Genomic DNA, 25,669 nt, shown 5'->3' with positions numbered 1-25,669 from the left:
TTCCGTCGATAAATCCGCTAGTTGACCTAACGAAGTCGACTCAGCCAAGAGCCGCGGCTGGCGAGCCCGAAAGCCTTGTGGGCATTCCGTCCGCCCGGTGCTCTAAGTGTTGAGTGTGCGCGATTCCCGGCAGGTCGAACGTCACTATGGCAATCAAGAAATCCGATCTCTACTCCTCCCTTTGGGCCTCTTGCGATGCGCTTCGCGGCGGCATGGATGCCAGCCAGTACAAGGACTACGTCCTGTTCATGCTGTTCATCAAATATGTCTCCGACAAATACGGCGACTCCGATGACTTTGCCCCGCCGGTCACGATTCCCAAGGGCGCCAGCTTCAAGGACATGATCGCCCTCAAGGGTAAGAGCGATGTCGGCGACAAGATCAACACCCAGGTGATCCAGCCGCTGGTCGACGCCAATTCACGCCTGGCCCGCACCGACTTTCCGGATTTCAACGATCCGAACAAGCTTGGCGAGGGAAAGGACATGGTGGACACCCTCACCAATCTCATCGGCATCTTCGAGAAGCCGGAGCTGGATTTTTCCAAGAACCGCGCCGATCACGACGACATCCTCGGCGACGCCTACGAATATCTGATGCGGCACTTCGCGACCGAGAGCGGCAAGAGCAAGGGGCAATTCTACACCCCGTCCGAGGTGAGCCGGGTCATCGCCAAGATCATCGGCATCTCGCCCCAGAATACGATTGCTGCGACGACAGCCTACGACCCCACCTGCGGTTCTGGCTCGCTGCTGCTGAAGGTCGCCGCCGAAGCCGGCAAGCACATTACGTTGGAAGGCCAGGAAAAGGACGTGACCACCGCCGGTCTCGCCCGCATGAACATGATCCTGCACGACTTTCCGACCGCCACCGTGCTGTCGGGCAACACGCTGGCCTCGCCGAAATTCAAGGATGGCGAGCAGCTGCGCACCTATGACTATGTCGTCGCCAATCCGCCGTTCTCCGACAAGACCTGGAGCACGGGGCTTACGCCGTCTGCGGACCTCTATCAGCGCTTTCAATGGGGTGAGCCGCCAGCCAAGCAGGGCGACTACGCCTATCTGCTGCACATCATCCGCTCGCTGAAGAGCACCGGGAAGGGCGCCTGCATTCTGCCCCACGGCGTGCTGTTTCGCGGCGGCGCCGAGGCTGTGATCCGCACCCAGCTTGTGAAGTCCGGCTATCTCAAGGGCATCATCGGCCTGCCGGCCAATCTGTTTTACGGCACCGGCATTCCCGCCTGCATTGTCGTGCTCGATAAGAACAACGCCACCGCCCGCAAGGGCGTCTTCATGATCGATGCCAGCAAGGGCTTTATCAAGGACGGCCCCAAGAATCGGCTGCGCGAGCGCGACCTGCACCGGATCGTCGATGTCTTTACCCACGCGGAAACCCGTCCGGGCTATTCCCGCCTGGTGCCGCATGACGAGATAGCGAAGAACGACTTCAATCTCAATCTGCCGCGCTACATCGACACCCAGGACGCTGAGGACATCCAGGACATCGGCGGCCACCTGCATGGCGGCATCCCGGCCCGCGATATCGATGCGCTCAACGACTACTGGACAATCTGCCCGGAGCTGCGCGCTGCGTTGTTCGAACCCAACCGCCCCGGTTATTGCGACCTCCTCGTCGAGGCCGCCGAGATCAAGGCCACCATCCATGGCCATCCGCAATTCGCCGCCTTCATCGCCGGCCTTCAGGCGCATTTTGCAAAATGGCGCGCGGTCGCTGCCGTCAACCTGCGCACGCTCAAGCGCGACTGCCTACCGAAGGAGGTGATCCACGCGCAATCCGAGCAACTGCTCGCGCATGCCGAAGGCCAGCCGCTGATCGACCCTTATGCGGTCTACCAGCACTTGATGGACTACTGGGCCGAGACCATGCAGGACGATTGCTACATCATCGCCGCCGATGGCTGGGTGGCTAAGACCCTGCGCGTCCTGGAGACCGACAAGAAGGGCAAGACCAGGGACAAGGGCTGGGTGTGCGATCTCGTGCCCAAGCCGCTGATCGTCGCGCGCTATTTCGCGAAAGAGCAAGCCGCCATCGAAGCGCAGCAGGCCGCGCTGGAGGCCACCACATCAGCCCTTACCGAGTTGGAGGAGGAACACGGCGGCGAAGACGGTGTCCTCGGCGCCCTGGACAAGATCGCCAAGGCCGAGGTCGGCGCCCGTCTCAAGGAGATCAAGGGAGACAAGGATGCCAAGGAAGAGGCTGCCGTCCTACAGCAATGGCTGAACTTGAACAGCGAGGAAGCCGAGCTGAAGCGCGCCATTCGCGAAGCCGAGGCCGCGCTTGATAAGCTGGCCTATAACAAATACCCGGAACTGACCGAGGTCGAAATTCAGACATTGGTCGTGGACGACAAATGGCTGACGACGATCACCGCCGCCGTGCAGGGCGAGTTGGATCGCGTGTCGCTGACGCTCACCAGTCGCATCCAGCTTCTTGCAGGCCGCTACGCCGCCCCATTGCCGACGATTATCGAAGAAGTTGCCGCTCTGGCTGCCCGCGTGGACGGGCACTTAAAAAAGATAGAGAATAAGCCGCCGCATTCTCCAGCACTCTTGAAGGTTGCCGCCCGATGAAAGCCGGCTTCAAGCAATCTGAAGTGGGCATTATTCCAGAGGATTGGGAAGTGTGTCCAGTCGGGCGAAAAGGCGAAGTTGTTACTGGTAAGGCACTGGCTGTTAACGGCCCCGGACGGCAGCGACCATATTTACGGACAAAGAATGTCTTTGATGGCCGGATTGCCATTGATGATGTGCTAACGATGCCGATGACCGACGAGCAGTTCTCACACTTTAGGGTTCGAAACGGAGATGTGCTGCTCAACGAAGGTCAAAGTTTGGAGCTAGTCGGGCGGTGCGCGATGTATCAGGAGGAATATCCTGAGCCGTGCGCAATTCAGAATCAGCTGATACGTTTTAGAGCAAGAGCCGGCGTCTCAGGTACTTTCGCATCGTACCTTTTCAGGCACTGTCAACAGACGGGTGTGTTCGCGCGAATTGCTTTGCAAACGACATCGATCGCGCATCTTGGTGGTTCGCGTTTCGAGCGGCTTCTTTTAGCTTGGCCCAAGAGTGAAGCTGAACAACGCTCCATCGCGGAGGCGCTGAGCGATGTGGATGCGCTGCTGGGCGCGCTGGATCGGCTCATCGCCAAGAAGCGCGACCTCAAACAGGCCGCCATGCAGCAGCTGCTCACCGGCCAAAAGCGTCTCGCCGGATTCCGAGGCGAGTGGGAAATGAAGCGGCTTGGAGACGTGGTCGAAGCCGATCCAGAAAATCTCGGTGGCGAAACTAAGCCAGACTATGCCTTCAGATATATTTCACTAGAAGACGTTGATCGTGGGACACTCCGAGGCTTCACCGACCAAGTCTTTGCCACAGCTCCATCTCGTGCCCGTCGAAAATTGAGGCCGGGAGATGTGCTAGTTTCAACTGTTCGTCCTAACCTCAAGTCGCACCTGTCTTTTCAAAGAGATGAGCCGAATTGGGTGTGCTCCACCGGTTTTTGCGTTCTGCGTTGCCGCGATGGCGTCACTAACGCCGGATATGTTTTCCAGCATTTGTTTGCATTCGGTGTGAATCAGCAGATTGAAGCATTGCTTACCGGTTCCAATTACCCAGCGGTAAATAGTCGTGACGTTCGAGCATTGGAAATTCCTTATCCGGCGTTTCTCGAGCAAACCGCTATCGCACAGGTATTGAGTGAGATGGACGCCGAACTGACGGCCCTGGAGCAGCGACGCGACAAGACCCGCGCCCTCAAACAGGGCATGATGCAGGAGCTGCTCACCGGCAGGACGCGGCTCGTTGCACCGGAGGCAGCCCATGCCTGAACGCCCCCGCTCCGAACGCCGCACCCAGAACCGCGTCGTCGCATTGTTCACCGACACGGCCCGGCCGAATTGCCTCGGCTATCGATACCTCGGGGACTGGCACAAGCGGGACAACAACCGGCCGATCGAGACCGCGCTGCTGCGCGCGAACCTGACGGCACGCGGCTATGGCGACGCACATATTCGCGCCGCCTTGCAGAGGCTGGAGACGGCCGCCGACGCCACCGGCATCAGCCTCTACCAGGCCAATCTGCGCACCTACCAATTGCTGCGCTATGGCGTGCCGGTACAGATCGCGGTCGGGCAGGCGCATGAGACCGTGCATCTGGTGGACTGGGAGCATCCCGACGCCAACGATTTCGCGCTCGCCGAAGAGGTGACCCTGCGCGGCGGGCACGAGCGGCGGCCCGATATCGTGCTCTATCTCAATGGCATCGCGATCGGGGTCATCGAGCTGAAGCGCAGCTCGGTCGAGGTGGCAGACGGCGTGCGCCAGCTCGTCACCAACCAGGAAGAGATTTTCAACAAGGGCTTCTTCAGCACGGTGCAGCTGGTATTTGCTGGCAGCGATTCCCAGGGACTGCGCTACGGGACCACCGACACACCGGAGCAGTTCTTCGTCGCATGGAAGGTGCAGGATGGCGGCGCGATCTCCGAGCCTGATGACGGTCTCGGCGAGGGACCTCAGACGGGCTTCGTGTATGGCGCGGAGCCCTTCTTGCAGGCATTGCCGGGTTCACCTCGAGATCGGTCGAGGTCCGTGTCGACGGCAGGGCAAGGGCCGCAATCCGGCGCGCTGCTCGACCGGCCTCTGGCGCAGATGTGCGAGAAGGCGCGGCTGCTCGACCTGATCCGCAACTTCGTCATCTTCGACGCCGGCCGCAAGAAGGTGCCGCGCCCGCATCAATTTGCGGGCGTGAAAGCGGCGCAGGAGCGCATCGAGAGGAACGAGGGGGGTGTGATCTGGCACACCCAGGGCAGCGGCAAGAGCATCCTGATGGTGCTGATCGCCAAATGGCTGCTGGAGCACGATCCCGAAGCCCGCATCCTGATCATCACCGATCGCGATGAGCTGGACAAGCAGATCGAGGGCGTGATGCGCAACGCCAATGTCATCGGCGCGGACTCACCGTCGCCCCGCATTACATCGCGGCGAGAATTTGCCGAAAAGCTTGCGGCGCCGACGCCTCGGCTGCTCTGCGCGCTGCTGCATAAATTCCAGCCGGATCTCAAGGCCGCGCCCCCGCCGACGCACGGGCGCTTCTATGTTTTCGTCGATGAGTGTCACCGCACCCAGGGCGGCGACATGAACAAGCAGATGAAGCGCTGGCTGGAGAACGCCATCTTCATTGGCTTCACCGGGACGCCGCTGCTGCGCAAGGACAAGCAGACCACGCGCGATGTCTTCGGCACCTACATCCACACCTATAAATTCCAGGAAGCCGTTGCCGACAAGGTGGTGCTCGACCTCAAATATGAGGCCCGCGATGTCCCGCAGCGGCTCACCTCGCGCAAGGCGATCGACGATTGGTTCGAGCAAAAGACAAAGGCTCTGAACAATTTCCAACGCGCTGCCCTGCGTAAGCGCTGGGCGACGATGGAAGAGTTGATGAGTGCGGGCGAACGCAAGCAGCGCATCATCGCCAGTATCATCCACGATTTCGGTGTCAAGCCGCGGCTCGACAACGACCGCGGCACCGCCATCCTGGTGGCGGCCTCGATCTATGACGCCTGCCATTATTACCGGCTGTTCCAGAATACGCCGTTTGGACAGTATTGCGGCATCATCACGTCGTTCGAGCCGAACCACAACGCGATCTCGCGCGAGCCCAAGGATAGCGACGAGCGCTACAAGTTCGACACCTATACGAAGCATGTGCTCGGGAGCGGCCAGACGACCAAAGGGTATGAGGACGAGACCAAGCGCCGCTTCATCGAGGAGCCGGCGAACTGCAAGCTGCTGATCGTAGTCAGCAAGCTGCTGACCGGATTCGATGCGCCGAGCTGTACCTACATCTATCTCGACAACGAACTGCACGACCACAATCTGTTCCAGGCAATCTGCCGCACCAACCGGCTCGACGGCGACGACAAGGATTTCGGCTATATCGTCGACTTCAAGGAGCTGTTCCAGCACGTCCAGAATTCCATTGCCGTGTACAGCTCGGATGAGCTCGACATTGACGCTGACGGCAAGGATGGCAATGTCATCGTCAAGGATTGGCTGGTGGAGGGCAGGGCGCAGCTCGATGCTGCGCGTGAAGCACTCCGCTATCTGTGCGAGCCGGTCGCTCATCCGCGTGAGATGGAGCAGTATCTGTATTATTTCTGCGGCGACGCCAGCAATGCGAGCGCGCTCGCCGAGACCGAACCGCTTCGCGTGTCCTTCTACAAGGCCACCGCCGCCTTTCTGCGCGCCTATGCGGACATCGCCCAGAATCTCGCTGAGGCCGGCTATTCGGCCGCCGAGGTGACGGCCCTGACGCGAGAGACGGAGTTCTACAGCGACGTCCGGGCGGCCATCAAACGGCATTCCGGTGAGGAACTGGACATCAAGCCGTTCGAGGCGGATATGCGCCACCTCATCAACAGCTATATCCAGGCCGACCCGGCGGATGATCTCGGCAATCTGAACTCCCTGTCGCTTACCGAATTGATCATCGAGACCGGTATTCACGATGCCATCGCGCGCAAGCTGAACGAGAAGGGCAAGCTCTCGAAGAATGCGATTGCCGAGGGCATCATCAACAACGTCCGCAAAACCATCATCCGCGATCAGCTCACCGACCCTAAATTCTATGCGGAGATGTCGCAGTTGCTCGACGACCTGATCCAGCAGAGCCGGGCGGACAGCGCGGCCTACGAGGCGTTCCTCAAAAAGGCCGAGGAGCTGGTGCGGCATTTAGCAAGGAAAGGTCCGACAGGCGCTGTCCCGGCGGTGCTTTATGGCAAGCCCGGCGCGATCGTGCTCTTCAACAATCTGGCCAGTTTGAAGGCGACGACCTTCCAGTGCCCGGCTGACGATGACGGCAAGGCGAAGCTGGCTCTCGAGCTCGACTTGGCGATGCGCGAGCGTGCGCCGGCGGGCTGGAAGGGTGACGACACCAGGGAGAAGCAGGTGCTGAACGCGCTCTATCCGATCATGAGGCGGGACCGCCTCGCGACGGAGAGCATTTTCGAGATCATCAAGAACCAGCCTGGCTACTGATGACGGAAAGCATCGAACTCGGCGATATCTCCATCGCGGTGACCCGGAAGGGCATCAAGAACGTCCATTTGTCCGTGCACCCGCCGCATGGCCGGGTGACGCTGGTCGCCCCGACCGCGACACGGCTGGAGGTGGCGCGGGCCTACGCCATCTCCAAGCTCGGCTGGATCCGCGAGCAGCAACGGAAATTGACCAGTCAGGCGCGGGAGACGCCGCGAAAGTTCGTCAACCGGGAGAGCCACTATCTGTGGGGTCGGCGCCATCTCCTGACGATCGTGCAGAAGGAGGGCAAGCCTTTCGTCGCGCTCGACCACAAACGGATCACGCTGACCGTGCGACCGGGAAGTGACGCTGCCAAGCGCGGCAAGGTTATTCATGAGTGGCACAAGGGGCTGCTCCATGACCAGGTGCAGCTGCTCATTCAGAAGTGGGAGCCGAAGCTCAAGGTTCGGGTTCGCGGGTATTTCCTGCAGCGGATGAAGACCAAGTGGGGCAGCTGCAATCACCGCGCGGGTCACATTCGCCTCAATACGGAGCTGGTGAAGAAGCCGAAGGACCTTCTCGAATACGTGATCGTTCACGAGATGGCTCACTTGATCGAGCCGACGCATTCCGACCGGTTCATCGCGATTCTGGATAAGCACTATCCGAGTTGGCAGGAAGCGCGCGCGGAACTCAACGAGCTGCCGTTGGCGGCAGAGGTATGGGGCGAGTGATCGCTTTCTTCACGCAGTGAGGCGCTCGCCCCCCTCACTCCACCGCATCCTTCTTCGCGATCCGATGCAACTGCTCGAACAGATCCGCCTGCTCGCTCGTGCACAGGCAGACGCCTTGCGCGGACTCCGCGTCGCCGGCGTTGAGGTAGGCGTGGCCCATGGTGCTGTCGAGATAGATGCCGTCGCCCTCGTTGAGGATCTCCGGCGCGTAGAACTCGGTGTGCACGGCGATCGTGCCGCGGGTCACCAGGAAGTATTCTTCGCCGCTGTGGCGGAGCAGGGGGCCGAACTCATCGAGGGTGCGCGCGCGCACCTCGGTGATCATCGGCACCATGCGTTTCCCGATCAGATCGGTGCATTGATAGGTGTAGGTGTAGAAGCGGGTCGCGACCACCTGGCCCTGGCCGGCGCGGCTGATGCTGCGCCTGGCCGTCACCGGCCGGCCCGGCTCGGGCTGCGGCGTGGCGGGGCTGAACAGCTCGGCAATGTCCATCTGCAGCCCCGAGGTGAGCTGCAAGAGCTTGTCGTAGGTCAGTGACATCAGGCCGTTCTCGACCTTGGACAGGGTCGACAGCGCCATCCCGGTCTTCTCTGCCACCTGCTTCAGGGTCAGCCCGCGCGCCTGCCGGGCCGCCTTCAGGCAGTGGCCGAGCTGGGAGTGGGGGCCTTCGGAGGCGGGCGCGCTGACGGTGCTGTCGGTCACGAGGGTCTCCGGAAAATCCGTTAGCGGATCAGGTTTGTCGGCTTGCGTCGCAGTCCCGGGCAATCTCGCCCGAAATGCCAGCGATATCAATCAAGGCGCCAGACACCTGATCCTCATGCATGAAGCGCGGCGGAACAATGCGTTTTCGGACCGTGCATTTCATTTCCTATATGCTAAATAGTTTTCCGAAACGGAAAAGAGAAGTGCCCGTGGAATCGATTTGCGACAACACTGCCGTCGAGCTGGTCAAGCTCTTGAAAACCAAGGCGATCTCGCCGGTCGCGCTGCTCGACGCCTTGATGGCGCGGATCGCGTCGGTCAATCCGGCCGTCAATGCGGTGGTGACCGTGGATGAGGCAGGGGCCCGGACTGCGGCGAGGGCTGCCGAGGCCGAGATCGTCGCGGGCGAGGACAAAGGGCCGCTGCACGGCCTGCCGGTCCTGATCAAGGACACCCAGGATACCGCCGGCCTGCGCTCGACCTATGGCAGCCCGATCCTGGCCGACAACGTTCCCAAGGTTGACCAGGCCTCGGTGGCGCGGCTGCGCGCCGCCGGCGCGATCATCTTCGGCAAGACCAACACGCCGGAATGGGCGGCGGGCGGCAACACCCGTAACCCGGTGTTCGGCGCCACCGGCAACCCGTTCGACCCGATGCGCTCGGCCGCCGGCTCCTCCGGCGGCTCGGCGGTCGCGCTCGCTTGCGGCATGGCGCCGCTTGCTTCCGGCTCCGACACCGGCGGGTCGTTGCGCAATCCGGCCGGGTTCTCCGGCATCGTCGGCATGCGGCCGTCCTACGGCCTCGTCGCCAGCGAGAAGCGCGCCCATGGCTGGTCGTGCCTGTCGACCGACGGGCCGATGGCGCGCAACGTCGCCGACACCGCGCTGATGCTGTCGGTGATGGCGAGCGACGATTCGCGCGATCCGCTCGCCTACACCTTGCCCGGCGAGGCCGTGCGCGGTGCGCCCTCGCGCTGGGCTGTGCCGTCCCGCGTCGAGCTCGGCAAGCTCAAGCTCGCCTTCACTGAGGACTTTGGTTTTGCGCCGACGGAAGCCTTGATCCGCCGTGCCTTCCGCGCCCGCGTGGCGCGCATCGCGCCGCTGTTTGCCGACAGCAAAGAGGCCGCGCCGGATTGCAGCGGCGCCGACGAGACCTTTGCGGTGCTGCGCGCCTCGCTGTTCCTCACGCAGCATGGCAAGAATTTTCGCGAGCGGCCGGAGATGCTGGGCCCGAACGTGCGCGCCAATGTCGAGGAGGGCCTGGGCTACAGCCTCGACGACTTCTCGCGCGCTTCCGCCAACCAGACCCGGATCTATCGCGCCTATCAGAGCTTCTTCGCCAAGCACGACGTGCTGATCAGCCCGACCATCACCTTGAGCCCGCGGCCGTGGTCGGAGCTGTATCCGGCCGAGATCGACGGCGTGCCGACGCGCTCCTATTTCCATTGGCTGGCGCTGGCCTATGCGGTGACGCTCGCCGGCCATCCCGCGCTCAGCCTGCCGCTCGGCGTCGACGAAGCCGGCCTGCCGTTCGGCCTGCAGATCGTCGGGCCGCGCGGTGGCGATGCGCTGGTGCTGGGCGTCGCTGCGGCGCTGGAACAGGCTTTCGCTGATGATGCCGAGCTGCGCCGTCCGCGGCCTGATCTGGCCAAGCTCGCCGCCTTGCCGCCGCTGGCGCAGACGCCCGGCTTCATGGCGTGGGATTGAGGCGCGCCGCCGTGCCCAACAGATTCTGGAGATAGCTATGTCCGATTCATCCTCATGGCCGTTCTCGCTGGTGCGCCGCGCCGGCGGCCTCGTGTTCCTGTCGGGCGAGGTGCCGGTCGCCGATGACGGCACGATCCCGGAAGGGATCGCGGCGCAGACCGACCTGACCTTCAAGCTGATCGCGGAGACGCTGGCGGACGAGGGCCTGTCGCTGGCCGACGTCGTGTCCTGCATGGTCCATCTCGCCGATAAGGCCGACTTCGCCGCCTACAACGAGGCCTATCGCAAGCATTTCAAGGATCCGCTGCCGGTGCGCACCACGGTGCAGGCGCAGATGATCGCGGATGTGAAAATCGAGATCACGGTCGTTGCGGCGGCGCGGACCTGAAGCAGGAGTGATGACGATGCGAAGCGCAATCGTTCTCGGCGGCGGCATGGTGGGCGTCGGCACCGCTCTGCATCTGCAGAGCAGGGGCTGGTCGGTGGCACTCGTGGATCGCAAGGAGCCCGGACGCGAGACCAGCTACGGCAATGCCGGCATCATCCAGAGCGAGGCTGTCAGGCCCTATGCGATGCCCCACGACCTCGGTGGCATCCTCGACATCGCGCTGGCGCGCACCAACGACGTGCACTATCGGCTGGCGGCGCTGCCCTATCATATGCGGCCGCTGCTGCAATATTGGTGGAATTCATTCCCCGAGCGCCATGAGGTCCTCACCAAGACCTATGCGCAGCTGATCGCGCGCGCCGCGCCCGAGCATGAGCCGCTGATCACCGCGGCCGGCGCTGGCAATCTGGTGCGCCGCGATGGCTTTCGCGTGCTGCACCGGAATCAGGCGCAGTTCGACAAGGAGGCCAAGGACGCCGAAGCTGTCGGTCAGGCGTTCGGCGTCAAGTTCAAGGTGCTCAGCGGAGCTGAACTGGCCAAGGCCGAGCCCGGCCTGACCGAGAGCGGCATCGGCGGCCTGCATTGGCAGGAGCCGTGGACGGTGTCGGACCCCGGCAGCCTGGTGACATCCTATGCCGATCTATTCGTGCGCCGGGGCGGCAAGCTCATGCGCGGCGATGCGACCACGCTCGCGCAAGCGGGCAGCGGCTGGGCCGTCACCACCGAGGAGGGGCGCATCGAGGCCGAGGCCGTGGTGGTGTCGCTCGGGCCGTGGTCGCCGACGTTCCTGAAGCGGTTCGGCTACGACATTCCGATGGTGCGCAAGCGCGGCTATCACCGCCATTACACCGGCGGCGCGCCGCTCGACCTGCCGCTGCGCGACGCCGCGTTCGGCTACCTGATGAACCCGATGGCCAAGGGCGTGCGCATCACCACCGGCGCGGAACTATCAGAGCCGGATGCGGAGCTGACGCCGGTGCAGCTCGGCAAGGCGGAGGCCGCCGCCCGGCAGCTGATCGATCTCGGCAAGCCCGTCGAGCCCGAGCCCTGGCTCGGCACGCGGCCCTGCATGCCGGACATGCTGCCGGTGGTCGGACAGGCCGCGCAGCACAGGGGATTGTGGCTGCATTTCGGGCACGGCCACCAGGGCTTCACGCTCGGCCCGGCGACCGGGCGCATCCTCGCCGAGCTGATGAGCGGCGAGGCGCCGAGCGTCGACGTCACCGCCTGCGCGCCTGCACGCTTCGGGGCGTAGCGGCAGCCGGAACCGACATGCGGCGGCCGCGCTGTCTTTGCGGCTGCCGTCGACGCCATCGGTGCGGCTGCCATTGAAAAAGAGCGGCGCGATGGGCCTGCAATTGCAGGCTGAAAATCCGAGCTGGTTGTTTACCACGCGCGCCACCGTGAGGGGGCCGGCGTCGCAGCTTCACGAATTCGCAAGCCGACTCGCCTAAGGCTCATGGCAAGGCCAGGGCGCGGGCGCGCGAAGCGCGGTCCGTGAGTTCTGCTGTCGACCGGTCGTCCAGGGCACCGGGGGGAACCAGATGAATCTCGCCAGTTTGATCTACCGCTTCTTTTCGAATTTCGTTTTTCTAGCGGCGGTTTATCTCAGCCTGAACTACATCGAGAAGTATCAGAACCGCGCCGTCCTCGCGATCGTCATCCTGATCTATGCGGGCATGCGCGCCGTGTCGGTGCTGCGCTCCTTCCACTTCTTCGGGCGCATCGAGAAGCTGGAATCCGATGTAAGGCGGCTGGCCGGCATGCTCGGCGATGGACCGGTCGGGCAGGTCGTCAACAAGCAGACCATGAAGGATGTCGGTCAGCTGCGCCGGGACGGCGAAAAGAAGTCCTACATGGACCTGTTCTTCCTGGCAGCCGTCGTGATCTTCTGCGTCAGCAAGATCGTCACCAACTGATCAGGCCGGCCGGCCAAGGCGCGCAAGTCCGGTCAAGGTGCGCAAGTCACGAGCGCGGACCATCGCGTTCCGTGCAGGCGACCGCCGAGCTTTCGATTCTCAACGCTTCCGCAGGCTTGCGAGCCGGACCGGGCGCGCGGCCTGCTTCGCAGGCGGGCCCTCGGCGCGGGCGACCTGGCGCCGCTGCGCCGACAGCGGCGCGGCCGGCGGCCAGGCGAACAGATCGCCAGATGGCGCCGGCAGCGCGGGAGCCTTGGCGATCGATGAAGCCTTGGCCAGCGAATCCTTGGCGAGCGAAGACGAAGCTTTGGAGCGTGGCGCATTGGCGATCCGCGAGGTGATCGCGGGACGCGGCCATGCCGGCTTCAGCACGGTGCGCGAGGGCGCAGGCGGCACCTCCAGATGACCGAAATCATCCAGCGCGGCACGGGCGTTCGTGTCGGCGCCGGAGAGGTCGGTCGGCGTGATCGCGGGCCACCGCGCGATCGGTGTCTCGTCCGACGGCCGGTGCACCAGCCAATCCTCGGGCTCGGTCGGCGTCGCCGGCCGGTCGGGCGTGGCAGCCACGACGTGCACGATCCGGTAGTTCTTGGCTTTCAGTTCGGCCAGGATCTTCGGCAGGGCTGCGACGGTGCGCGCCTGGATGTCGTGCAGCAGCAGGATGCCCTTGCCGCGCGCCTCCAGCCGCTTGATCGCGAGCTCATGGACCTTGGCTCCGGAAATGCTGCGCCAGTCGTCGGCCAGAAAATCTGCGCTCCAGAGCTGCAGGCCAAGCGAGGCCGCGTAGCTCTCGACGGCGTCGCCGCGCAGCAGGCCGGGCACGCGGAAGAAGGGTGACAGCGCGGACGGATCGGTGAGCGCGGCCGTTGTCCAGGCGATGCCCTGATCGACCTCGGGCTTGACCTGGTCCGGTGTCATCCGGTTGAAGCTCAGCGGGTGGTTCTGGCTGTGCGTGCCGATGGTGTGGCCCGCGGCCGCCAGCTTCCGCACGCCTTCGGGATCGGCCTTGGCCTGGCGGCCAATCGTGAAGAACGTCGCCTTGACGCATTGGTCGGCGAGGATCTTCAGAATCTGGTTGCTGTATTTCGGCAGCGGCCCGTCGTCGAAGGTGAGCACAACCTCGTGATCCCGAAGCGGCAGCGTCTCCTTGTACTGCATCGCGCCGAGACGCGGATGCTCGTGCGGGTCGACGACCAGAGTCCTGGATGTGCCGAGCGCGTTGGGATGGCCGGGACAATCGGCCTCCGCTGCGCGTGATGATCCGACGCTCGACCCGAGGCCTGCGAGGGCGCCCAGCAGCAACACGAGCCATGATGGCCGTCCGACGCAAGCCCACCCGCGATCACGCATCACGCTGCCTACATTTCTCTATCAATGGCCGGGCTCGTTTCGGCCCAGCTGTTCCATGGTCCATGATGTGTCGCCGCCACGCAGCCGGGCAAGCGACCAACAAGGCATAGCAGGGATGTTCGAGCGCTGCGACATGACATCAACCCGCGTTCCGGTTTGCCCACGGCTGTTGCCGGATTGCAAGAGAAGCGATTCGCCGTAGGAGCGACAGTCAAGCTAAACATAGGCCCTGAACGGCCGATTAACCACCTTCGTGCGGCGTCACCGCCGCGCCGGCAGGGCTCTCGCTGTGCTGTTCCGGCTTGGCTGGAACCACATGGACCACGCGGTATCCGTGATCCCTGAGATAGCGCAGGAACGACGGCAACATGGCGACCGTGCGCGGCTGCGGATCGTGCAGCAGGATGATGCCCTTGCGCGCCTGGTTCAGTCGGCTCGTGAGCAGCTTCAGCGTCTGCTGCGGCGACATCGGGTTCCAGTCGCTGGCCCAGAAATCGGTGCCGAACACGGCGATGCCGCGCGACTGCAGCAGATCGAGCTCAGCCGGTGTCGATTCGAAATAGGGGAAGCGGAAGAACGGCGTCGACGGCGTCGTGGTCTCGACGCCGTTGAGCGCCATCTCGTCGGCGGCGATGCCGCGATCGATCTCCTCGACCGCCTGCTCAGGAGTGATGTGCGCGAGATGCGCATGGGTGAAGCTGTGATGGCCGACGGTGTGGCCTTCGGCCGCGATCCGCCGCACCAGCGCCGCACGGCCCGAGGCCGGCTGGCCGACGAGGAAGAAGGTCGCGCGCACGCATTCCCTGGCGAGCGCTGCGAGCACCTTGTTGGTCATCGGCGGCGAGGGACCGTCATCGAAGGTCAGCACCACCTCGCCATCGTGCAGCGGCAGCGTATCGGGAAAGCTCTTGAGGCCGACACGCGGATACTGCTTCGGATCCACGCTCAGGACGCGCGAGGTGCCGAGCGTGCCTTCGCGCGGACAGCCGGCCGGTGCGGCAAATGCGCCGTGCGCAGCGAGCAGCGCGGCCGCGAGGCCGGCTGCGTTTACCCATCCCGTCATCAGCCGGATCAGACGCATCTTTTCCCGTTGCGCTCGCTGTTGCCGATTATGTAATGCGTGAAAGTCCAAATCAGACCAGTTGCTCTGAAATCAGGCTCACGAGGCACGTCATGAACCAGACGTCGGACGTTGCCCATGCCGATCCAACTCTACTCGATCGCGCGGCGATGCGCACGGACTCCGGTGAGATCCGCCCGGAATTCATCGAGACCATCACGGCCGCTATTGCCGCCGAGGATGAGGCGTTCCTGCGCGCCGAGGTCGCCGAGCTGCACGAGGCGGACCTCGGCGACCTGATCGCTGCGCTTGCGCCGGAGGATCGGGTCCGCCTGGTCGAACTGACCGGAACCGACTTCGATTTTTCCGCGTTGAACGAGGTCGACGACGCCGTCCGCGAGGAGATCCTCGAAGAGCTCGAGCCTGCCACCGTCGCCGAGGGCGTCCGCGAGCTGGAGTCCGACGACGCCGTCGAACTCCTGCAAGGCCTGGACGAACAGGACAAGGAGGAGATCCTCGAACGCCTGCCGCCGTCGGAACGCCACGTCCTCGAACGCAGCCTCGATTACCCCGAAGGCTCCGCCGGCCGGCGCATGCAGAGCGAATTCATCGCGGTTCCGCCGGCCTGGACGGTCGGCCAGGCGATCGACTACATGCGCGAGACCGCGGATCTGCCGGAGCGGTTCTACGAGATCTACGCGGTCGATGATTTCAGGCACTGGCAGGGCGCGGTGACGCTCGATGCGCTGTTGCGGTCCCGCCGCCCGGTTCCGCTCACGGACCTGATCGACGAGGACCGCCGCCGCGTCACCGTCGCCGACGATCTTGCCGAGGTGGCGCGGCTGTTCGGCAAGTACAATCTCGTCGCGGCTCCCGTCGTCGATGCCGAGAACCGGCTGGTCGGCGTCATCACGATCGACGACATCGTCGACGTCATCGAGGAGGAGGCGGACGAGGATTTCAAGGCGGTCGGCGGCGTGTCGCGCGACGAGGAACTCTCCGACAGCGTCTGGACCATCGCCAAGGGCCGCTTCAACTGGCTCCTGATCAATCTTGCCACCGCCTTCCTGGCCTCCTCGGTGCTCGGCCTGTTCGAGGGACAGCTCGAGCAGATGGTGGCGCTCGCCGTGCTCGCGCCGATCGTCGCGAGCCAGGGCGGCAACGCTGCGACGCAGACCATGACGGTCGCCGTGCGCGCGCTGGCGACGCGCGAGCTCGGACCGAACAACGCGACGCGCGTGGTGATGCGCGAAGCGCTGGTCGGGCTCGTCAACGGCATCGCCTTCGCGCTCATCACCGGCATCGCCGCGGTGGCCTGGTTCAAGACCCCCGGGCTCGGCGTCGTGATCGGCCTAGCCATCATGTCGAACCTCGTGGCCGGCGCCCTCGGCGGCATCCTGATCCCGATGGTGCTCGAACGGGTGCACGCCGATCCCGCGGTGGCCTCCGGAACCTTTGTGACCACGGTGACCGACGTGGTCGGCTTCTTCTCCTTCCTCGGCATTGCGACGCTCTGGTTCGGCTTGAAATAACCCCGGCGCCTGAACGACTTATATCGTTAATCCGGCCTTAACGCGGTTCGGCCAGAGTGCGTCGCGAGACGGAGTCGGACCATGCAACGCTTGCGGCTGAAGGCAGATGGACGGATCGTTGAGCTGCGTGACGGCCAGGAATTTCCGCTGGCCCCCGCGGCCGGCGCTGCACCGGACCCTCTCGAAGTGCGCGATCTCAGGCGCCGGGCGCACCTGACCCAGCAGGAATTCGCCGCCAAGCTCGGCGTGCCGGTCGAGACCATCCGCAACTGGGAGCAGGGCAAGCGCATGCCGCGCGGCCCGGCGCGCGCCTTGCTGACCGTGATCGCCCACGCACCCGATACCGTGTTTGCGGCCTTAGCTAAGACTTAAGCTAAAAACCGGGCGCGCGTGGCACGGTAAGCGTGCGGCGTGCATAATGTTGCACGCGGTCTGGAGTGCGCGGCCATGCTGATGATCGAGGCCAATGGTGCCAGGATTCCCGCTCTCGGTCTGGGAACCTGGGAATTGCGCGGACGCACCTGCGCCCGGATCGTCGAGCAGGCGCTCACGCTCGGCTACCGGCACATCGACACCGCGCAGGTCTATGAGAACGAGCACGAGGTCGGCGAGGGCCTGCGCGCGTCCCGTGTCAGGCGCAACGAGGTGTTCCTGACCACGAAGGTGTGGACGACGCATTTTGCGCCGCATGACCTCGAACGCTCGACCAAGGAGAGCCTGGTCCGCCTGCGCGTCTCCGAGGTCGATCTCCTGCTGTTGCATTGGCCGAATTCGCACGTGCCGCTGGCCGAGACGCTCGGGGCGCTGGCGCACGCCAAGGCGCTCGGGCTTACGCGCCACATCGGCGTCTCAAATTTCACGGTGGCCCTGCTCGACGAGGCGGTGGCGGCATCGTCCGAGCCGCTGGTGTGCAATCAGGTCGAGTATCATCCCTATCTCGATCAGACCAAGATCCGCGAGGCCTGCGCCCGGCACGGCCTGGCGCTGGTCGCCTACAGTCCGATCGCCAAGGGCAAGATCAAGAACGATCCGACGCTGACGCGGATCGGTCGTGCCCATGGCAAGAGCCTGGCGCAGATCTGCCTGCGTTGGCTGATGCAGCAGAACGTCGTTGCGATTCCGCGCACGTCGCGGATCGAACGGCTGTCCGAGAACCTGGACGTGTTCGACTTCACCCTGTCCGAACAGGACATGGCCGACATCTTCGCGATGCACAGTCCGGAGGGGCGGATGACGAGCTTCGCCTTCGCGCCGAAATGGGATTGAGGGTGGCCCGTGCCGCTATGCTAGAGTGGTCGGAGCGGGCAGGTGGCCCGCGCCCACCCCGTGGCGATGATCGCCGCGACAACGGCCGGGCCGCGCGCGTCAGGCCGCGAGCGGGCGCAATGAAGCAGCATGGAACGTTGGCAGTTCATACGTTGGGGCATCGCCGCATCCGTGCTCGCGCATTTTCTGATCGCCGGCGGGATCGTGGTCTCGACCACGGTGCGCCCTTACGACATCCCGAGACCTGACGAGGTTGCGGTCGACATCGTCGACGCCGACGAGCCCCAGAAGACGCCGGATCCTGTCGCCACGCCGTCCCCGTCGCCCGAGCTGACGCTGCCGCAGCCGGCACCGAGTCCGTCACCGGCAGCCGCTGCGCCGCCGCCGATTCCGCAGCCGTCGCAGGAGGCCAAGGAGACGTCGAAACCGCCGTCCCCGTCTCCTTCACCAGCGCCGGCGCAGCAGCCGTCGCCCGTGCCATCGCCGAAAGCGGCGGCGAAGTCCGCCGCCAAGTCCGACGCCAAGTCAGACGCTAAGTCTGTCGCCAGGGCGGTGCCGACGCCCACCCCGGTTCCAGCACCGAGCTATGTCCCCCCCGAGCCGGACATCACGGTGAAATACGGCGTGCGGCTTGGGCTGCCTGAGCCGCTGGCGCCGCTGCCGACCGGCATCGGTCCAGACGACAAGGAGGTCGGGTCGAACGCGACGAAGGCGTTGGCGGGAGATCTGGACGCTGCGCTCCGTCAGCGCTTCAGGACCTGCGCCCACCTTCCGGCCTCGCTGTCACGTTCAGACGATGTCTTCGTGAAACTCGTCCTCGCAATCAGGCCCGACGGCCGACTTGCGGCGGAGCCGGAGCTGCTCGGCGGACCTTCCGATCCGGAAAAGGCAGAGAAAGCGCTGCAACTCAAGCAAAGCGTGGTCGCCGCGCTGGAGGCCTGCCAACCTTATGCGATGCTGCCGCCGGACCGCTATGGAGAGTGGAAGGTGCTGGAGATGTCGTTCAGACCGCAGGATTTCGGCGGCTGATTGTGCGTATGCCAAGCGGTCCGTCGCATTGTCGCATGGCTGTCGACGCACCGGCCCGTCATCCTGTATGCGTCGCCGACGACATGGGCTGATGGTCGAGATCGAGCGGCCGGCCCACGCCTTGAATACGGAGATGGTCCGACATGACCCTGAAGCTGGTGATCGGCAACAAGAACTATTCCTCCTGGTCGATGCGGCCGTGGCTGGCGCTGCGCGGCTGCGACATCGCCTTCGAGGAGATCGTCGTCCCGCTCTACACGGATGATCCCGCCGACAAGGCGCGCATCGTGAGCCATTCTCCCGCCGGCAAGGTGCCGATCCTGGTCGATGGCGTGATCACCGCGTGGGATTCGCTCGCGATCATCGAATATCTTGCCGAGCGTTTTCCGCAGGCGGGGCTATGGCCCAGCGAGCCGGGCGCGCGCGCCCATGCACGATCGATTTCTGCCGAGATGCACTCCGGCTTCCCCGCCTTGCGCAATGAATGCCCGATGAACCTGCACCGGCCGGTCCGGCCGGTGGAGCTGTCCGCGGATGCCAAGGCCAACATCGCCCGGATCGAGGAGATCTGGCGCGACTGCCGCGTGCGCTACGGCGGTCCGTTCCTGTTCGGCCGCTTCGGTGCGGCGGACGCGATGTTCGCTCCCGTGGTCACGCGGCTCCATACGTTCGCGGTTCCTGTTGCGGCCGAGACGCGGGCCTACATGGACACCATGATGGCGCTGCCGGCCTTTGCCGCCTGGGTGAAGGACGGGCTTGCGGAAGACTGGATCATCGACCGGGTCGAGAAGGTCTGATCGGGATCGCGGTCGCCCCCGCCGCTTGACGCGGTGAACCTCAGACCTTCCTGTTGCAAGCAAGCTCGTCAGCTTCGGAGATCATCCATGGGACTGTTCGATACGTTGCGCAATTCGCCGGCCCTGCGGGGCGCCCTTGGCCAGCTCGAAGCAGCCGTTCTGCCGACGGTGCTGAACGAGGTCTTCGGCCAAGGCGGCCAAGGCGGGTTGAACGCGATCGTTGCCAAGCTCGAGCAGGCTGGTCTCGGCGCCGAGGTCAAATCCTGGCTCGGCAACGGCCAGAATCTCCCGATTTCGGCGGAGCAGCTCCAGCAGGTGCTCGGCAGCGACATGGTCCGGCAGCTCGCGGCGAAGTTCAACGTTCCGATCGATCAGCTGTCCCAGATCCTTGCCGAGCAGCTTCCGCGCGCAATCGACCATGCGAGCCCCGACGGCAAGCTGCCGCACAACGCCTGACGATCGCGGCTGGCGGCGGACCGCCCGGGAAACGATTTTGAGGCCCTATCCTGTTGAACTCTCTTGACGATTGGGCGTTTGCCATGTCGCGAGGCCGCTGGTCAGGGAGGGCGGCGGCATGCTATAGACGTGACATTTATTAAAGACTCGCCGGCCCGGGCAGCGGGACCAGGGGCTCTTGCCGGCATACGAGCAGGAGAGGGCGTTGAAACACAAGTTCCCCATTGGGACGATTGTCTATTTCACCGCGAGCAACGTCTCGCGTCCGGCAGCCAACGGCACCTACGAGATCATCCGCCAGCTTCCGACGGAAGGAGACGATTGCCAATACCGGATCAAAAGCTCGACGGAGGCCTTTGAGCGGGTTGCCAGGGAAAGCCAATTGGCCTTGTCTTGAAGACGGCCTGCCGGGTCGGCGGACGCGGCCGGTCAGATGTCGACGACGGAGACTGCCAGCTGCCACGAGGGCGAGAGCCGTGGCGCAACGGATGAGCGCGAATGCTGCGCGATCCCTCTTGGGGATAGCGGGTAGCTCGGCACCATCCTGTGTCCGCTGGTACATGGAATCGTCTTATTGTCGGGGATGGGGCGGCTATGGATTGGGTGATCATTTGGATTTGACGATCGTTTCACGGACGTCCCATGGCCGGGCGCTCTCATGGTCGTCCTCGTCGGCCCTCGTCGTCAGGAATCAGTGCGCATGAACTCGACCTGGCCCACCTCGTTCGACCAGCTCCTGAACTCACCGGCCTTTCCGATGTGGCTCACCGTCGCGGCTGCGAGCTTTTTTGCGCTGATCGTGCTGATCACGCTCATCAGGGCCGAGAAGTCGGTCGCAAACGGCGCCCTCACCGTGATTACCTTGCTGGGGGTCGGGATTGCGGTCGCGTCGATCTTGCGGAGCCAGGACCCCGGCCAGCGCGGCGCCGGCGGTGATCCCGCGACGACCGCCTCGGTCAGCTTCTCTCCCCCCGCCTTGGCCTGCGTGGATGATCTGGCCGGCGATCTGGTGCTGTCGAACTGCGAGAAGGGCCTGTTCGGCTCGGCGGAGATGACCGCGGCTGCGGTGAGCTATGCCGCGGGCATGCTGAGCCGCCTGTCTCAGGTGGGGGACATCGCGGCCGCCAACAAGGTGATGACTGCGGAGCTGCTGGCGTTGCGCCGCGCCGTGGAGCGCGACCGCTACGGGCTGATGGCCTACGTGTTGCTGACGCGCGACCGCTGTACGCCCACGGATTGCGTGATGTTCCGGGCGGTGGCCGATCGCCAGCAACTGGTCAACAACATGGAAGGCCGGACCTATGAGGGGCTGGTGACGCGCTACGCGTCGCAGTGGAATGCGCCGCCGTCCCAGGCGCAGCCAGCGACCGGAACCTTTGCGGGACTGGCGCCGTCCGCGCCGCCCGGCAAGCCGACCAATGCCGAGTTTCCGAGCTCCGCGAATACCCCGCCCGTGAGCATCATGTCGCCGGAGCCAACGGCCTCGACGCGCTCGGCCGCGCCGAAGCCGGCGACCCAGGCCGCGCCTGCGCCTCCTGCGCCAGCGCCGGCCCCGCCGCCGACGGTCGCCGCCAGCCACGCCCAGGCCCCGGCCAAGAAGGCGGCGGCGCCCAAGCCGAAACCGGCGGCTCCCGCGACGCAGGCGGCGCCTGACGCCGCGGAACCGGCTGCCAACAACGAATAGATCCCGCTGGTCGAACCTTCGTCATGCCTCTGCACCTGATCAAGCTGGCCGTCGGCTGCGAGTCCGTCAAAGACCTCAAGGCGTGGATCGCGGAGCGCATGCTCGCGGCCAAGAAGAAGGGCCTGCCGCAGCAGCACGTCCATGTGACCCGGATGATGCCGAAACGTGTCGAGGACATTCTCGCCGGCGGTTCGCTCTATTGGGTGATTCGCGGCGAGGTCGCTGCGCGCGAGAAGATCACCGGCATCGAGCCGTTCCGCGACGGCGACGGGATCGGGCGGTGTCGCCTGGTCATGCAGCCGAAGGTGATCGCGGTGTCGCCGCGGCCGATGCGCCCGTTCCAGGGCTGGCGCTACCTGACGGCCGAGGACGCCCCGGCCGATCTCGGCAAGGCCAGTGCCGCGAGCGTCGAGGCGATGCCGGAGCCGCTGCGCCGCGAGTTGCGCGATCTCGGGCTGCTGTAGCTGCTCGATGAGACCTTTGGTGATTCGTGGCAGCACGCCTCGTGCCACGGCGGCAGTGAACCCCCTATCGCAAAGGGCAGAGTGCACCGTCTAAACGGCGCCAGTTGCTGCAGCCTCTCCCGCAAGGGGAGAGGGTGCACTGGCGTTATTGGCGAGCGTGTGGTCTCCCGCCGCCTCAGGCGGCGACGTTGTCGATCAGCCGCGTCGTTCCGATCTTTGCGGCGACGAGGATGCGCTTGGGGCCGGGCTCATCCGGGGCGACCGGCGCCAGCGTCTCGGCGTGGCGCACCTCGAGATAGTCCAAGGCGAAGCCGGCTTCGGTGATCGTCGCGGCGCCTTCACGGATCGCAGCCTGGATGTCGCCGCCGGCACGCAGTCGCGTCGCCAGTTCCTTCAGGACACGATGGAGCGTCGGGGCGGCGCGCCGCTGGTCGGCGCTGAGATAGACATTGCGCGACGACATCGCGAGCCCGTCGCGTTCGCGCACCGTACGCGATCCGACGACGCGGACACCGAGATCGAGGTCGCGCGCCATCTGCGCGACCACACGGAGCTGCTGATAGTCCTTCTCGCCGAAGATCGCGATGTCGGGCCGGCATTGCGTGAACAGCTTGGCGACCACGGTCGCAACACCGCCGAAAAAGTGGGGGCGGAAGCGATCTTCGAGCCCGGCCAAGGCCGCGCCTTCCGGCACGATCCGCGTGGCGAAGCCATCCGGATACATGGCCTTCGCGTCGGGATTCCAGATCAGATCGACGCGCTCGGCCGTCAATTTTGCAACGTCCTCCTTCCAGGTACGCGGGTAGGAGCCGAAATCTTCCGTCGGCGCGAATTGAGTCGGATTGACGAAGATCGAGACGACGACCTTGTCGGCACGGCGCTTCGCCAGTCGGACGAGCGACATGTGGCCTTCATGCAGCGCGCCCATGGTGGGCACGAGCGCGACGGTGGCCTTTCTCGCGCGCAAGCTGTCGAGCTCGCGGCGGAGGGCTGGAACGGTTCGGGCTACACGCGGGCTTCGTGACATTTTTGCTCGATCTCACAGCGAAAAATTGCGGTCGTCTTGTTCGGTCTTGACGCTCGGCTCATCGACCTTAACAAGGAAGAGACAAGCCGCTCAGCCTACTCGAATACGTCTGTTAGCACCTCTCCGCATCCGATGTGGAGTTGGTAAACGCGCGCGTCGAGTAGTAGCAGAGGATGCATCCCCCGTGGATTCACGATGATGGTGCATTTCACTTGACCGCAGACGACCGTGACTCGAAGATGATCGTAAGAGGTCGAAAACATGCTGGTGCAGACTAGCCAAGGACAATCGGGCTCGGCCCACGTGGTTGTGCTTGGAAACGAGAAGGGCGGGTCGGGCAAGTCCACCACCGCCCTGCACATTGCCGTGGCGCTTCTGAAGGCCGGCCAGCGCGTCGCCACCATCGACCTCGACTGCCGGCAGCAGAGCTTCACCCACTACATCAGCAACCGCAGTGCCTGGGCGCGCCGAACCGGCCTGCGCCTCGAATTGCCGACTCACTACTGCATCAAGCTCGGCCAGACGCTGCAGATCGACGAGAACGAGAACGCCGAATTCCAGCAGTTCATGGAGGCGGTGAGCGCGGTCGAGCATGCGTTCGATTTCATCGTCGTCGATACGCCGGGCAACGACAGCTACCTGATGCGTCTGGCACACTCGATGGCCGACACGCTGGTCACCCCGATCAACGACAGCTTCCTCGACTTCGACGTGCTGGGAACCGTGGATCCCGCGACCTATGCGGTGACCGGCGAGAGCCACTACGCTGAAATGGTGCGCGACGTGAGGCGCAAACGCCGCCAGATCGACGGTGCCTCGACCGACTGGATCGTGGTCCGCAATCGCCTGTCCATGCTCGGCTCGCGCAACAAGCAACTGGTCGCCGAGGGCCTGAAGGATCTGTCACTGCGGCTCGGCTTCCGCGCCATCGACGGCTTCGCCGAACGGGTTGTCTATCGCGAATTCTTCCCGCGCGGGCTGACGGCGCTTGACGACATCGACGAGGCGACGCTGGGCACGCGGCCCAATCTCGGCCACGTCACGGCGCGGGAGGAAGTCACGAGCCTGCTGCGCCAGCTCAAGCTGCCGCTGGACGAGCGGGGCCGCCGCCGTGCGGCCAACCGCGCCGAATGGTTTGCCCAGGTCGACAAGCCGCTCGACCTCCACGACATCATCAGCGCCTGAATTCCCCGCGACCGGCGCGAGCCCGAGCCGTCCGGGCGGAGCCCCGCGCCTGAGACCCGGGCGGGAGCCCCGCGCCTGAGACATTGTGCGCCTTGGATGGCGCCGACGTATTCAGTAACATACTGATTAGACAGTCTTAGTTGGCGGCACCCCCGCCGACCGCAGTATTTGTGGCAGATCAAGGCGCAGCAAGCGGATGCCGGCTAAATTACCGTCAAATTCGCGACTGATTTGAACCTGATGTTCAGAGGTCAAGTCTCAAAGAGCGGGCCGGGGCAGGCGGATGTTGCACAGCAACTAGGTGCGCCGCACAACGAACGGGCGGCGGATACACAACATTTAGCCTTCCTGTCACAGGGTCGTTACATATATTAAACAGAACGGGCCGCGAGAGTTTTGCAGGTTTCAGGCTGCTTTCGGTTGCAGATCCCGAGGGACGAACATGAAGCGTGGAATAACCGTTCTTCTGTCTGTCAGTGTCCTGGCCGCCGTGGGCTACTTCACGGCGAGCAAGTGGGCGATCCGGCACGAGACTGTGCGGCTCTACGATTCCTCGCGCGACAACCGTCTCGTCGAGGTGGACGTGGCCGTGCGGCGGGACAAGGAGATGCAGGCCGAGGCCGGCATGATCAAGCTCCCGGTCGCTGTCCTCAATCACGGCAACACCGTCAAGTTCACCGAATACTCCTTCCTCGCCAACGTATTCGCGGCACGCGGCTACATGGCGGTCAGCATCCAGCATGACCTTCCGACCGATGCGCCCATGGTGACGAAGGTTGGCGAACCCTATGTCGGCCGGCTGCCGCAGATCCAGCGCGGTGTCGCTAATATCAAGTTCGCGGTCGAGCAGATGCGTGAGCTGAAGCCGAATGCGGACTATGATCACCTGACCGTCGTCGGGCATTCGATGGGCGGCGACATCACGATGTACTTCGCCAAGCAGTACCCGGACGAAGTTCGCAAGGTCGTCACCCTCGACAATCTGCGCGTGCCCTTCGTGACCGAGGGCAAGTTCAAGATCCTGTCGTTCCGTTCCAAGGATCCGCAGTTCAAGGCAGATCCGGGTGTCGTGCCCAGCGACGACATTTGCGAAAAAGAAGGCATTACGGTCGTCAAGACGGACTTCCAGCACAACGACATGCGCGACACCGGACCGGATGATGCCAAGTCGTCGATCCAGGCGATGCTCGACAAGTTCCTGGCCGACAGCGACAGCGCCAGCGACATCGGGCCGGTGAAGGCCAAGACCCCGTTGCTCGATCCGGGCCCGGTCGCGCCTTATGCGCCGACCGGCAAGACCGCCACGTCGGCCAAGCCGCTGACGCACTAGCC

Annotated in this window: 23 protein-coding genes; 19 read left to right on the top strand and 4 right to left on the bottom strand. The window is 64.3% G+C overall.

Going from position 1 to position 25,669, the window contains the following annotated elements; genetic code table 11:
- Nucleotides 1–146 precede the first annotated feature (146 nt).
- Genes LQG66_RS08360 through LQG66_RS08345 form a run of 4 tightly spaced genes read left to right on the top strand, consistent with a single transcriptional unit; the run spans nt 147 to nt 7,771 of the window.
- Nucleotides 147–2,591: a type I restriction-modification system subunit M gene (locus LQG66_RS08360; protein WP_231325302.1), complete on the top strand. Its 2,445-nt coding sequence runs from the start codon at nt 147–149 to the stop codon at nt 2,589–2,591.
- Complete coding sequence (locus tag LQG66_RS08355; RefSeq protein ID WP_231325300.1) at nt 2,588–3,847, top strand: restriction endonuclease subunit S; 1,260 nt, start codon at nt 2,588–2,590, stop codon at nt 3,845–3,847. Before LQG66_RS08360 ends, LQG66_RS08355 begins: the two co-directional genes overlap by 4 nt.
- The gene (locus tag LQG66_RS08350; RefSeq protein WP_231325298.1) at nt 3,840–7,055 is read left to right on the top strand and encodes a type I restriction endonuclease subunit R; all 3,216 of its coding nucleotides are present in this window, start codon (nt 3,840–3,842) and stop codon (nt 7,053–7,055) included. Before LQG66_RS08355 ends, LQG66_RS08350 begins: the two co-directional genes overlap by 8 nt.
- Complete coding sequence (locus tag LQG66_RS08345; RefSeq protein ID WP_256460608.1) at nt 7,055–7,771, top strand: M48 family metallopeptidase; 717 nt, start codon at nt 7,055–7,057, stop codon at nt 7,769–7,771. The genes LQG66_RS08350 and LQG66_RS08345 overlap by 1 nt, the downstream gene beginning before the upstream one ends.
- A gap of 34 nt (nt 7,772–7,805) precedes the next feature.
- Here the strand turns inward: LQG66_RS08345 and LQG66_RS08340 are convergent, their stop codons facing one another.
- Nucleotides 7,806–8,474 (bottom strand): helix-turn-helix domain-containing protein, encoded by a 669-nt coding sequence (locus LQG66_RS08340; protein WP_231325294.1) that lies wholly within the window; start codon nt 8,472–8,474, stop codon nt 7,806–7,808.
- 209 nt (nt 8,475–8,683) lie between these two features.
- Between LQG66_RS08340 and LQG66_RS08335 the strand changes: the two genes are divergently transcribed.
- From LQG66_RS08335 to LQG66_RS08320, 4 genes are all read left to right on the top strand, one after another.
- Nucleotides 8,684–10,180 (top strand): amidase, encoded by a 1,497-nt coding sequence (locus tag LQG66_RS08335; RefSeq protein WP_231325291.1) that lies wholly within the window; start codon nt 8,684–8,686, stop codon nt 10,178–10,180.
- 37 nt (nt 10,181–10,217) lie between these two features.
- Nucleotides 10,218–10,568, top strand: a complete 351-nt coding sequence (locus LQG66_RS08330; RefSeq protein WP_231325289.1) for a RidA family protein — start codon at nt 10,218–10,220, stop codon at nt 10,566–10,568.
- A gap of 16 nt (nt 10,569–10,584) precedes the next feature.
- Nucleotides 10,585–11,823, top strand: a complete 1,239-nt coding sequence (locus LQG66_RS08325; protein ID WP_231325287.1) for an NAD(P)/FAD-dependent oxidoreductase — start codon at nt 10,585–10,587, stop codon at nt 11,821–11,823.
- Between the two features lie 289 nt (nt 11,824–12,112).
- Nucleotides 12,113–12,487: a hypothetical protein gene (locus LQG66_RS08320; RefSeq protein ID WP_231325285.1), complete on the top strand. Its 375-nt coding sequence runs from the start codon at nt 12,113–12,115 to the stop codon at nt 12,485–12,487.
- A 99-nt stretch (nt 12,488–12,586) separates the two neighbouring features.
- On the opposite strand, the gene LQG66_RS08315 is transcribed toward LQG66_RS08320, so the two are convergent.
- Nucleotides 12,587–13,837: a polysaccharide deacetylase family protein gene (locus LQG66_RS08315; protein ID WP_231325282.1), complete on the bottom strand. Its 1,251-nt coding sequence runs from the start codon at nt 13,835–13,837 to the stop codon at nt 12,587–12,589.
- Between the two features lie 241 nt (nt 13,838–14,078).
- The gene (locus LQG66_RS08310; protein WP_231325280.1) at nt 14,079–14,900 is read right to left on the bottom strand and encodes a polysaccharide deacetylase family protein; all 822 of its coding nucleotides are present in this window, start codon (nt 14,898–14,900) and stop codon (nt 14,079–14,081) included.
- Between the two features lie 110 nt (nt 14,901–15,010).
- Between LQG66_RS08310 and mgtE the strand changes: the two genes are divergently transcribed.
- The 9 genes from mgtE (at nt 15,011) to LQG66_RS08265 (ending at nt 22,125) form a co-directional block, all read left to right on the top strand.
- Entirely contained in the window at nt 15,011–16,429 is a 1,419-nt protein-coding gene (mgtE, locus tag LQG66_RS08305) for a magnesium transporter (RefSeq protein ID WP_231325278.1), read from the top strand.
- A gap of 81 nt (nt 16,430–16,510) precedes the next feature.
- The gene (locus LQG66_RS08300; protein ID WP_231325276.1) at nt 16,511–16,801 is read left to right on the top strand and encodes a helix-turn-helix domain-containing protein; all 291 of its coding nucleotides are present in this window, start codon (nt 16,511–16,513) and stop codon (nt 16,799–16,801) included.
- A gap of 75 nt (nt 16,802–16,876) precedes the next feature.
- Nucleotides 16,877–17,695, top strand: a complete 819-nt coding sequence (locus LQG66_RS08295) for an aldo/keto reductase (protein ID WP_231325274.1) — start codon at nt 16,877–16,879, stop codon at nt 17,693–17,695.
- 129 nt (nt 17,696–17,824) lie between these two features.
- Nucleotides 17,825–18,724, top strand: coding sequence for a hypothetical protein (locus LQG66_RS08290; protein ID WP_231325272.1), 900 nt, complete (start codon nt 17,825–17,827; stop codon nt 18,722–18,724).
- Nucleotides 18,725–18,867: 143 nt separating this feature from the next.
- Nucleotides 18,868–19,521, top strand: coding sequence for a glutathione S-transferase family protein (locus tag LQG66_RS08285; protein WP_231325270.1), 654 nt, complete (start codon nt 18,868–18,870; stop codon nt 19,519–19,521).
- 87 nt (nt 19,522–19,608) lie between these two features.
- Nucleotides 19,609–19,977, top strand: coding sequence for a YidB family protein (locus LQG66_RS08280; protein WP_231325267.1), 369 nt, complete (start codon nt 19,609–19,611; stop codon nt 19,975–19,977).
- Nucleotides 19,978–20,182: 205 nt separating this feature from the next.
- The gene (locus tag LQG66_RS08275) at nt 20,183–20,374 is read left to right on the top strand and encodes a hypothetical protein (RefSeq protein WP_231325265.1); all 192 of its coding nucleotides are present in this window, start codon (nt 20,183–20,185) and stop codon (nt 20,372–20,374) included.
- A gap of 303 nt (nt 20,375–20,677) precedes the next feature.
- Complete coding sequence (locus LQG66_RS08270) at nt 20,678–21,661, top strand: hypothetical protein (protein WP_231325263.1); 984 nt, start codon at nt 20,678–20,680, stop codon at nt 21,659–21,661.
- A gap of 23 nt (nt 21,662–21,684) precedes the next feature.
- Nucleotides 21,685–22,125, top strand: coding sequence for a DUF1489 family protein (locus LQG66_RS08265; protein WP_231325261.1), 441 nt, complete (start codon nt 21,685–21,687; stop codon nt 22,123–22,125).
- 175 nt (nt 22,126–22,300) lie between these two features.
- On the opposite strand, the gene panC is transcribed toward LQG66_RS08265, so the two are convergent.
- Complete coding sequence (gene panC, locus LQG66_RS08260) at nt 22,301–23,152, bottom strand: pantoate--beta-alanine ligase (RefSeq protein ID WP_231325259.1); 852 nt, start codon at nt 23,150–23,152, stop codon at nt 22,301–22,303.
- Between the two features lie 261 nt (nt 23,153–23,413).
- On the opposite strand from panC, the gene LQG66_RS08255 reads away from it, so the two are divergent.
- Nucleotides 23,414–24,337, top strand: a complete 924-nt coding sequence (locus LQG66_RS08255; RefSeq protein WP_231325257.1) for a division plane positioning ATPase MipZ — start codon at nt 23,414–23,416, stop codon at nt 24,335–24,337.
- 442 nt (nt 24,338–24,779) lie between these two features.
- Nucleotides 24,780–25,667 carry an alpha/beta fold hydrolase gene (locus LQG66_RS08250; RefSeq protein WP_231325255.1) on the top strand — a complete coding sequence of 296 codons (888 nt, stop codon included), beginning with the start codon at nt 24,780–24,782 and terminating at the stop codon, nt 25,665–25,667.
- Nucleotides 25,668–25,669: the final 2 nt, after the last annotated feature.

Source organism: Bradyrhizobium ontarionense (assembly GCF_021088345.1).
GTDB classification, from domain to species: domain Bacteria; phylum Pseudomonadota; class Alphaproteobacteria; order Rhizobiales; family Xanthobacteraceae; genus Bradyrhizobium; species Bradyrhizobium ontarionense.
This window is presented reverse-complemented; position numbering and strand designations above follow the sequence as displayed.

What these genes read in the sequence shown, in the direction of transcription:
- LQG66_RS08360 (WP_231325302.1), top strand. Translation starts at nt 147, where the DNA reads ATGGCAATCAAGAAATCCGATCTCTACTCCTCCCTTTGGGCCTCTTGC.
- LQG66_RS08355 (WP_231325300.1), top strand. Translation starts at nt 2,588, where the DNA reads ATGAAAGCCGGCTTCAAGCAATCTGAAGTGGGCATTATTCCAGAGGAT.
- LQG66_RS08350 (WP_231325298.1), top strand. Translation starts at nt 3,840, where the DNA reads ATGCCTGAACGCCCCCGCTCCGAACGCCGCACCCAGAACCGCGTCGTC.
- LQG66_RS08345 (WP_256460608.1), top strand. Translation starts at nt 7,055, where the DNA reads ATGACGGAAAGCATCGAACTCGGCGATATCTCCATCGCGGTGACCCGG.
- LQG66_RS08330 (WP_231325289.1), top strand. Translation starts at nt 10,218, where the DNA reads ATGTCCGATTCATCCTCATGGCCGTTCTCGCTGGTGCGCCGCGCCGGC.
- LQG66_RS08325 (WP_231325287.1), top strand. Translation starts at nt 10,585, where the DNA reads ATGCGAAGCGCAATCGTTCTCGGCGGCGGCATGGTGGGCGTCGGCACC.
- LQG66_RS08320 (WP_231325285.1), top strand. Translation starts at nt 12,113, where the DNA reads ATGAATCTCGCCAGTTTGATCTACCGCTTCTTTTCGAATTTCGTTTTT.
- LQG66_RS08315 (WP_231325282.1), bottom strand. Translation starts at nt 13,837, where the DNA reads ATGCGTGATCGCGGGTGGGCTTGCGTCGGACGGCCATCATGGCTCGTG.
- LQG66_RS08310 (WP_231325280.1), bottom strand. Translation starts at nt 14,900, where the DNA reads ATGACGGGATGGGTAAACGCAGCCGGCCTCGCGGCCGCGCTGCTCGCT.
- mgtE (WP_231325278.1), top strand. Translation starts at nt 15,011, where the DNA reads ATGAACCAGACGTCGGACGTTGCCCATGCCGATCCAACTCTACTCGAT.
- LQG66_RS08300 (WP_231325276.1), top strand. Translation starts at nt 16,511, where the DNA reads ATGCAACGCTTGCGGCTGAAGGCAGATGGACGGATCGTTGAGCTGCGT.
- LQG66_RS08295 (WP_231325274.1), top strand. Translation starts at nt 16,877, where the DNA reads ATGCTGATGATCGAGGCCAATGGTGCCAGGATTCCCGCTCTCGGTCTG.
- LQG66_RS08290 (WP_231325272.1), top strand. Translation starts at nt 17,825, where the DNA reads ATGGAACGTTGGCAGTTCATACGTTGGGGCATCGCCGCATCCGTGCTC.
- LQG66_RS08285 (WP_231325270.1), top strand. Translation starts at nt 18,868, where the DNA reads ATGACCCTGAAGCTGGTGATCGGCAACAAGAACTATTCCTCCTGGTCG.
- LQG66_RS08280 (WP_231325267.1), top strand. Translation starts at nt 19,609, where the DNA reads ATGGGACTGTTCGATACGTTGCGCAATTCGCCGGCCCTGCGGGGCGCC.
- LQG66_RS08270 (WP_231325263.1), top strand. Translation starts at nt 20,678, where the DNA reads ATGAACTCGACCTGGCCCACCTCGTTCGACCAGCTCCTGAACTCACCG.
- LQG66_RS08265 (WP_231325261.1), top strand. Translation starts at nt 21,685, where the DNA reads ATGCCTCTGCACCTGATCAAGCTGGCCGTCGGCTGCGAGTCCGTCAAA.
- panC (WP_231325259.1), bottom strand. Translation starts at nt 23,152, where the DNA reads ATGTCACGAAGCCCGCGTGTAGCCCGAACCGTTCCAGCCCTCCGCCGC.
- LQG66_RS08255 (WP_231325257.1), top strand. Translation starts at nt 23,414, where the DNA reads ATGCTGGTGCAGACTAGCCAAGGACAATCGGGCTCGGCCCACGTGGTT.
- LQG66_RS08250 (WP_231325255.1), top strand. Translation starts at nt 24,780, where the DNA reads ATGAAGCGTGGAATAACCGTTCTTCTGTCTGTCAGTGTCCTGGCCGCC.